A 7,474-nucleotide genomic window follows, 5' to 3' on the forward strand; every position below is an offset into this window, starting at 1 on the left:
AATTAAGGGGGTTTTATAATGGCAAATAAAAAAGAACTAGAATCAAGGTTAAATCTAAAGCAGCGCGAAGCCGCTTTTATGTTAGTCGAAAACGAGTTAGCGATGGATGAAGATCGCAAGACGCAGGAGGAAATCGCGAACGAACTAGGGATTACTCGCATGTGCCTGTACAAATGGCGCACGAAAAACAAAGCATTCATCGACTATAAGAACATTATCGCGGACGAGTTTCTAGCCGAAATGAGACCGTTCGTATATAAACAGTTAATGCGTACGATCGGCGGCGCACAACCATCGATCAAAGGTATCGACTTATACTTCCGACGTCATGCGTTACTTACTGATAAGAAAGTTATCGAAGACAATACGACGGACGGCGCTCGCAGCAACGCGGATCTAGCGAAAGAATTAGAGGAAATCAAAGCTATGACGCAGAGCGCGAAAGAAGGCGATCTATAATGTGGATCGGCAGCAAGTTTTTAAATCGCGAAGAAAGAGCGGAAAGGATTGCGATCGTAAAAGATCGCCTTTCTTCTCTTTTAGATCTTTACGAATCGGGAAACGCAAGCGAATACCATATCGATATGATGATGCGGGAGAAAAACGAACTCGTTCGACTAGAGCGCGTTCACCGCGCCGAAGTAGATAACGCATTCTTTACGATGGAATATCTATCGGATCAATGCAACCCCGAAAATGACGATAATATTATTCAAAATTCTGACGATGGTACACCGCATCAAGGTCTTGACGAAATGGCGGGAATACATCGCGAGTTCTTCGGATTATGTGACGATGTAGACGCGGGAACAGGTACAAACCTAGCGATCGCCGCGCCTCGTGGACACTCGAAGTCGGGTGTCTTCTCGAATGCGTACGTATTGAAGGGCTTAGTATTTCGTCAGTTATCGCATCGTTACATACTAGTAATTTCGGAAACCGACGATCTATCGAAAAAGTTGATCGGGTGGTGTAATAAGCAGCTTAAATTCAATAAGAAGCTGATCGAGGACTTCGGATTACTTCTATATGAAAACCCAATGGCAAACGAACGCGATAATGAGTCTTCTTTCATTACGCGAGCGAATCAATTAGTCGAGGCGAGTTCATCAGGGAAGCAATTACGTGGTAAACGTCACGGCGCGCTGAGACCGACAACGTGCGTGGTCGATGATCCATCATCTATGAATAACGAAGGTACTAAAGAAGCTCGACAAAAGCTGATCGACTGGTATAACGCCGTTGTATTACCGATCGGCGGGAAAACTACGAATCACATTCTAGTAGGTACGATGGTTTCTGCGACTGGATTACTAGCGCACGTATTAAAGCGCCGAGATTTCCGACCGTGTTTCTATGATGCGATCGTTTCCGAGCCAAAATTTCCGAAGATGTGGGAAGAGTACATCGATAAATACCTGCATGGTACGGACGGCGAGGCCGAAGAGTTTTACGAAAAGAATAAAACCGCGATGATGCTAGGCATTGAAACCGCGTGGGAATGGCGTTGGACGTATAAAGCGTTAATGGAGCGTAAAGCCAATATGGGTACGAAGACGTTTAACTCAGAGTATCGAAATCGCGCATTTAGCGAAGATGAAAAGTTCTTCTTTACGGATCAATTCGGGTATTACGTATACGACTTCGATCACTTCACGGGCGAAAGAGCCTGCGTATACGACGGGGAAACGTATAGACTACGCGATATGTCAATATCGGCCGCGTGGGATATCGCAATGGGTAAAAGCGCCCGCTCGTGTTACAACTCGTTAGTAATAACGGGACGTCACGAAGCGTCAGGGCGTATTTTTGTGTTGGACGAGTATGCAACCAAAGAGCCTCCGCACAAGTTCATGAAGGGCATTATCGATCGTGTGCGAGCATATCGACCAAACCTACTCGTCGTCGAGACGATCAACGCGCAGCACGAGTTCTACCGTCAATTACAAGAAGAGTTGCCACGTCAGGGATTGTATTCTACGAAAGTAATCGACGTTAAAGGGCACAAGTCTTCGAAAGAGCAGCGCATCGAGTCACTAGAGCCGTATTGTGTTAACAAAACGTTGATCTTTAATAGACATCACAAACTATTACTAGATCAGCTAGACGCATATCCTTACGGTGACTATGTAGATTCTGCCGACGCCCTTCAAATGTCTGTAGAGCACGTCGCACGTCCACGATCCGTTATGCGAGATAAGCCTATTTGGTTATAGTCTAGCGTTTATGTACATGTAGGGAAGATACGCCTTCGGGCGGTCTTCCCTAACATGAAAATCGGAGGTTGTTAAATATGGCAAAAATCAAAGCATCTTACGTTAATCATAACAATGTTCTTAAATTACCGAAACGACCGTTAAAAGTCTACCTGGCATCGCCGTTCTTCAATGACGAAGAGATCGAATGCGTTGCATTCGTAGAAAAGGTATTACGCGATAAAGGCCTAGAAGTATTTAGCCCTCGCGAACATCAAAATGAACATTTAGAATTCGGATCGGTAGAGTGGCGAAAAGCTACGTATTTAAACGACTGTCACGAGATCTTAAAGTGCGATATCGTTGTCGCAGTTCATTCGACTGATAGCGGCACAAACTGGGAACTAGGAGCAGCATCGGCCGTACAACGTCCAGTAATCTTATTCGACGATAATACGGATCTACCACGAAATATCATGTTAACCGAATCATGTCATGCATTCTTAGAAGGTCGCGAAGCATTAGAGAAGTATAACTTCGATGTACATGTTCACGAACTGGAAAAGGTGTACTACGAAGGCACGGTTATTTAATTGCAGTGCTCTATAAGGGCGCTCTTTTATTTATATAGGAGGCGATAGAATGACGAATCATAATTTTCATGACAAGCACGATAGCACACAAGAAACGGAATTCAAACCGAATGACACCTTATTCGAAGTCGGGAAGCTATTTCCGCCGACGGACGATCTAGAGCGTCTAGCAGATTACGAGACAGGTAAGCGACTGTATGAAGGAGAATTCAAAACGCTACCTAAGCGAGCGCAGGAAATGTTAAAGGATACACCGCACGCAGAACGATTAAATTCGTTATATCTAGCGGTCAATCTTCTCGACATTATCGTCCACAAGCCCGCTGATCTTATGTTTAACGAAGATCCAACGTTCGAAAGTGGCCTAGATCCCGATTCGATCGAGCAGCAGCGATTATCCGCAATCGTAGAAGAGAACGATCTTTCTGCGTTAGGTCAAGAATTAGTCGTGGGCGCAGGTTTCCGAGGGGATTCGTTCATTAAGACGTATTTCTCATACCGTCAAGACTTTAGCGAACTGCCGTACATTCCGAAGGGCGTCGAAATGGAAGCGATCATCGAGTCGCAAGATCCATCGACTGTATTCCCTGAGTTAGCGCGAGGATCAAAGAAGAAATTCAAGGCCGTAAATATTGCGGCGATCGAATGGGTTATACAAAAGGACGGAAGCGAAACGCCATATCTGAATGTAGAACGCCATATCGCAGGATACATTCATTATAGAAGATTCCGACTATCCTCGAAACCCAACATCATTACGAAGTACGGCATTAATCAGCCACAATATGAGATTTTAGACGAAGTACACGAAGGTTTCAGAGTAGTAGAAACGGGCGTACCTATGATCCTAGTACGACATATTCCGTACAAGGCAACCGATACACACTGGCGAGGCATTAGTACAACGAAGAAAGTCAAATCGTTAATCTATGCGATCAATGACCGCTTAACTCAGATCGACTATATCTTAATGAAACATAGCGATCCTACCGCATACGGCGTAGACTTACAAAACGTCAATCTTACGTGGGGTGGCCGTTATATTCCAGTAAGAGACGGAGAAGTCGCACCCGCTTATATGACGTGGGACGGAAAGCTAACAGACGCGTTCAAGCAACTAGAGACGTTAATCAATCTAGTTTTCCAAATCTCAGAGACGCCACAATGGTTATTCGGTACATCGATCGGTAACGTCGGCGGGACTGGGACGTCACATACGGACGGTTCAGCGATCAAAGCAAGATTTATGCCGATCCTATCGAAAGTCAAACGTGTTCGTACGAACGTAGACCGTGCTTTCAGAGACTCGTTATATTGCGCCCAGTTACTAGAGAACTACGCAAACGAAGGATCATTCGAGCATTACGAAGCGATTTACCCGAAAATCAGATGGAGAGACGGATTGCCTGCGAACGAGAAAGAGCAAGCGGAAATCATGCAGATCCGTACTGGTGGTCTTCCTACGATCGATCGATTAACTGCTATCAAAGAAATGGATAGTCTAGACGACATTCAAGCGAAGGCCGTAGTCGATAGAATTCTAGAAGATGAAAAAGCGTTAAAGCCTGCAACGCCTAACGTCTTCAACGAAGAAAGCGAAATCGAACTAGATCTTCCAATGAATGAAGAGGACGAAAAAGTAAATGAATGATAAGCGAATCGAGCCGTCTTACGTATATAACGTTGGGCGGCTTGTCCGCATTTATAGACGGGCATTACAGAACATGCAGGCACAAATCGATCAGATGGAAATCGCTGATCTGAATAGAGCGACTGGAATTGCACTTATGCATAATATTCAATTAAAGCTTATCAAGGTAGACAAAGAAGCGGACGAGTGGATCAAAGAAAATGTCCCACTTGCTGCGAAAGAGGGAATCGCACAAACGCTACATGCGCTAGGATACGCGGACACGATCGAAGCTGCCTATCGAATTGCTCGATTTAGTCAGACAAACGCAGATATGGCACGAGTAGCAGCAGCGGACACGATGAAAAACGTTCTTGCGATTACCGATAACATGGCTACGGAAATGCAGCGAGGTATACGCGCCGTATCAGCCGAGGTTATAGCGACAGGGATCGCAACGTCTCGTAATTCTACCGTTATGTCGGATCAGATGAAAGAAAAGATCAACGAGCTAAAGCAGCAACTTAAAGATTCCGTTGATACTGGGATCATCGACAAGAGCGGTCGCCGTTGGTCGGTCGAGCACTATACGGAAATGCTAGCACGTACGAAACTAATTGAGATCCAAAAACAAGCTACGGAAAACGAGGCGATCAGTCGAGGCGCTTATTATGCGACGATCTCATTCAACGGATCTACAAAAGATGCGTGTCGATTCCATCAAGGGCGGATCATTAAACTAAAGGCCGAAGCCGAAGGATCATACCCCACGTACGACGAGTTGAAAGCAACAGGGCAGATTTTCCACCCGAATTGCAAACATCATATCGTGCCGTTTCGTGATTACGATAAACTAGACGATCACTCGAAGGAACTTGCGAAAAGGCAGCAGATTATCGGAGAAGCTGCGGAAAAAGTAGGCGGACGCGATCCAAATTTAAGAAATGAAGAAAAAAGTTAAAAAGTTTACGCAATGTATACAACAAACGATCGATTAGTTGTACCTATAGTATGAGGAAAGAGATAAAAAACAAGCCTTACGACGGGGTTAAGCATCGGAATTTATAACCGACGGGTTTAAAACGGGGGTATCAGAATGACAGAGAAATTAGATAACCAAACTCACGAAGAGGAAATCCAAGAAGAAATCAAAACGGACGAGCTTAAAGACGACGAAAAAGTTGTCACACTAAAGCAATCCGAACTAGACGCACTTATCGTACGTAATAAGAACAAGGTAAAAGAAAAGTTCGCAGATTACGACGAATTAAAAGCGAAAGCAGAAGCGGCAGATCAAGCAGCCGAAGAAGCACGTCTCGCAAAACTGGACGAGCTAGAAAAGGCGAAAGAGATTGCAGCGAAGAAAGACGAAGAGATCGCAGCAGCACAGGCACGCATCGTAGCATTAGAGAAGGCGGATCGTGAAACGAAAGTGACGAACGCATTCAACGCAGCAGCGAAAGCAGCAAACATTCCCGAAGAGTATTTACAAGATGCTCGAATGTTAGCGGGTTTTAATGACGAAACGGAAGTCGAAAAGATTGCCGAGATCGTCGAAAAGCTAGCGAAAGATCGCCCTTACTTAGTTAAGGAAAAAGAAGTAAAGCAGAAGGAAATCGGCGGCGCTTCGAATGGTGCGAAGAAACCACTCGAAAAGACTGACGAGCAAATTCTAGAAGAGTTAGCGTCAAATGTTCGCCGTTACGGTCGCATCGAAGATAAGGTCAAGTATGCGCAAATGAAAAAGAAGTTAGGGCGTTAAGCCTTTAACATAAATCACAAATCAAATCAAGTCGCCTTTTGCGGGCGGCTTTTTCTATTACAAAAATATCAGGGGGTTTTATAAATGACAAAGATCTATACAGAGGACTTAGTAGGAAAGAAAGAATCGGTAGTAGACGAGTTTTTACTATTAAATCCACTACAAACACCAATGTTAAACCTAGTGCAATTCGGTAGCCCAGTAACTAACGTCGAGCACGTATGGTTCGAAGACGAAATGTTCGCACAAGAGAGCGCATTGACAAAAGCTCTAACTGCTGACGACACAACTGTAGAAGTAGAAAGCGGCGAAGCATTCCGATCTCGTCAAGTAATTCGTATCGGCGAAGAGTTGATCTTAGTAGCTAAAGTCGAAGGCGAAAAGTTAACAGTAGTTCGTGGTTATGCTGATACTGCTGTGGGTACTGCGGAAGTGGGCGAAGTAGTAGAAGTAATGTTCGTAGAAGGTGAAGAAGGGTCAGACGCTCGCGACGGTCGTCACAAGCCACGTAAGCGTGTATCTAACATTACTCAAATATTCGACGAAACTGTAGAAATCACAGGTACGGCAATGGCGGTCGCTCAGTATGGCGTTGATAACGAGTACGAAAAAGAGAAGCAAAAGAAACAACTAGAATTAGCGCTAGCATTAGAAAAGGCGGTAATCAACGGTATCAAATACGAGCAAGGGAATAAACGTATGATGCGCGGTATTCGCTCATTCATCGAAACTAACGTAATCCCTGCGGGCGGCGCAGATATTTCGGACGAGCACTTAATCAATGCTTTCCGAATGATCTTCGAAGCGGGCGGATTCAATCAAGGCGGTAACTACAAAATCGTAGTAGGTGCTACACAAAAAATTGCGATCTCTCAATTCGGTAATGCGAATATCCGCTTAACTCGCCAAGACAACGGCCGCGGTCAAGTGGTAGATCACTACGTTTCTGACTTCGGTAACGCTGAGATCTTACTAAATAACAACATGCCTGCGGGCGAGGTATTAATCATCGATGCAAACCGTATCGACATTCGCCCACTACAAACGCGTGAATTCGCACACACTTACTTAGGTAAGAAAGGTGATTACATGCAAGGAATGATCGTCGGCGAGTATACGCTAGAGTTCCTACAAGAAGCGGCACACGCTAAGATCGTAGGTCTTGCGACTAGCAAGAAAGCAACTGCAAAAGCGACTACAGCACGCGCAGCAGCAAAAAAATAATCGGAACTGATCGGCTAGGGCTTCAGCTCTAGTCGCTTTTTCATATATGGGAGGTCGTGATAGATGAATA

At 44.8% G+C, this 7,474-nt stretch carries 7 protein-coding genes; all 7 read left to right on the plus strand.

Annotated elements, in window-relative coordinates:
- The first annotated feature begins 18 nt into the window (after window positions 1-18).
- The 7 genes from ACQGSG_RS06075 to ACQGSG_RS06105 all read left to right on the plus strand — a co-directional run bounded on the left by ACQGSG_RS06075 (window position 19) and on the right by ACQGSG_RS06105 (window position 7,404).
- Window positions 19-459 (plus strand): phBC6A51 family helix-turn-helix protein, encoded by a 441-nt coding sequence (locus ACQGSG_RS06075; RefSeq protein WP_325843083.1) that lies wholly within the window; start codon window positions 19-21, stop codon window positions 457-459.
- On the plus strand, window positions 459-2,216 hold the full coding sequence (gene terL, locus ACQGSG_RS06080) for a phage terminase large subunit (RefSeq protein ID WP_098605748.1): 1,758 nt from the start codon (window positions 459-461) through the stop codon (window positions 2,214-2,216). The genes ACQGSG_RS06075 and terL overlap by 1 nt, the downstream gene beginning before the upstream one ends.
- A 77-nt stretch (window positions 2,217-2,293) precedes the next feature.
- Complete coding sequence (locus ACQGSG_RS06085) at window positions 2,294-2,788, plus strand: nucleoside 2-deoxyribosyltransferase (protein WP_061655958.1); 495 nt, start codon at window positions 2,294-2,296, stop codon at window positions 2,786-2,788.
- Window positions 2,789-3,758: 970 nt separating this feature from the next.
- Window positions 3,759-4,439: a phage portal protein gene (locus ACQGSG_RS06090; RefSeq protein WP_226800216.1), complete on the plus strand. Its 681-nt coding sequence runs from the start codon at window positions 3,759-3,761 to the stop codon at window positions 4,437-4,439.
- Window positions 4,432-5,379 (plus strand): phage minor capsid protein, encoded by a 948-nt coding sequence (locus ACQGSG_RS06095; protein WP_325843082.1) that lies wholly within the window; start codon window positions 4,432-4,434, stop codon window positions 5,377-5,379. Before ACQGSG_RS06090 ends, ACQGSG_RS06095 begins: the two co-directional genes overlap by 8 nt.
- Before the next feature lie 135 nt (window positions 5,380-5,514).
- The gene (locus ACQGSG_RS06100; protein WP_325843081.1) at window positions 5,515-6,180 is read left to right on the plus strand and encodes a hypothetical protein; all 666 of its coding nucleotides are present in this window, start codon (window positions 5,515-5,517) and stop codon (window positions 6,178-6,180) included.
- An 84-nt stretch (window positions 6,181-6,264) separates the two neighbouring features.
- Window positions 6,265-7,404: an SU10 major capsid protein gene (locus ACQGSG_RS06105; RefSeq protein WP_325843080.1), complete on the plus strand. Its 1,140-nt coding sequence runs from the start codon at window positions 6,265-6,267 to the stop codon at window positions 7,402-7,404.
- The last annotated feature ends 70 nt before the right edge of the window (window positions 7,405-7,474 follow it).

Source organism: Bacillus sp. GMa5/1, assembly GCF_050172015.1.
GTDB lineage: Bacteria > Bacillota > Bacilli > Bacillales > Bacillaceae_G > Bacillus_A > Bacillus_A cereus.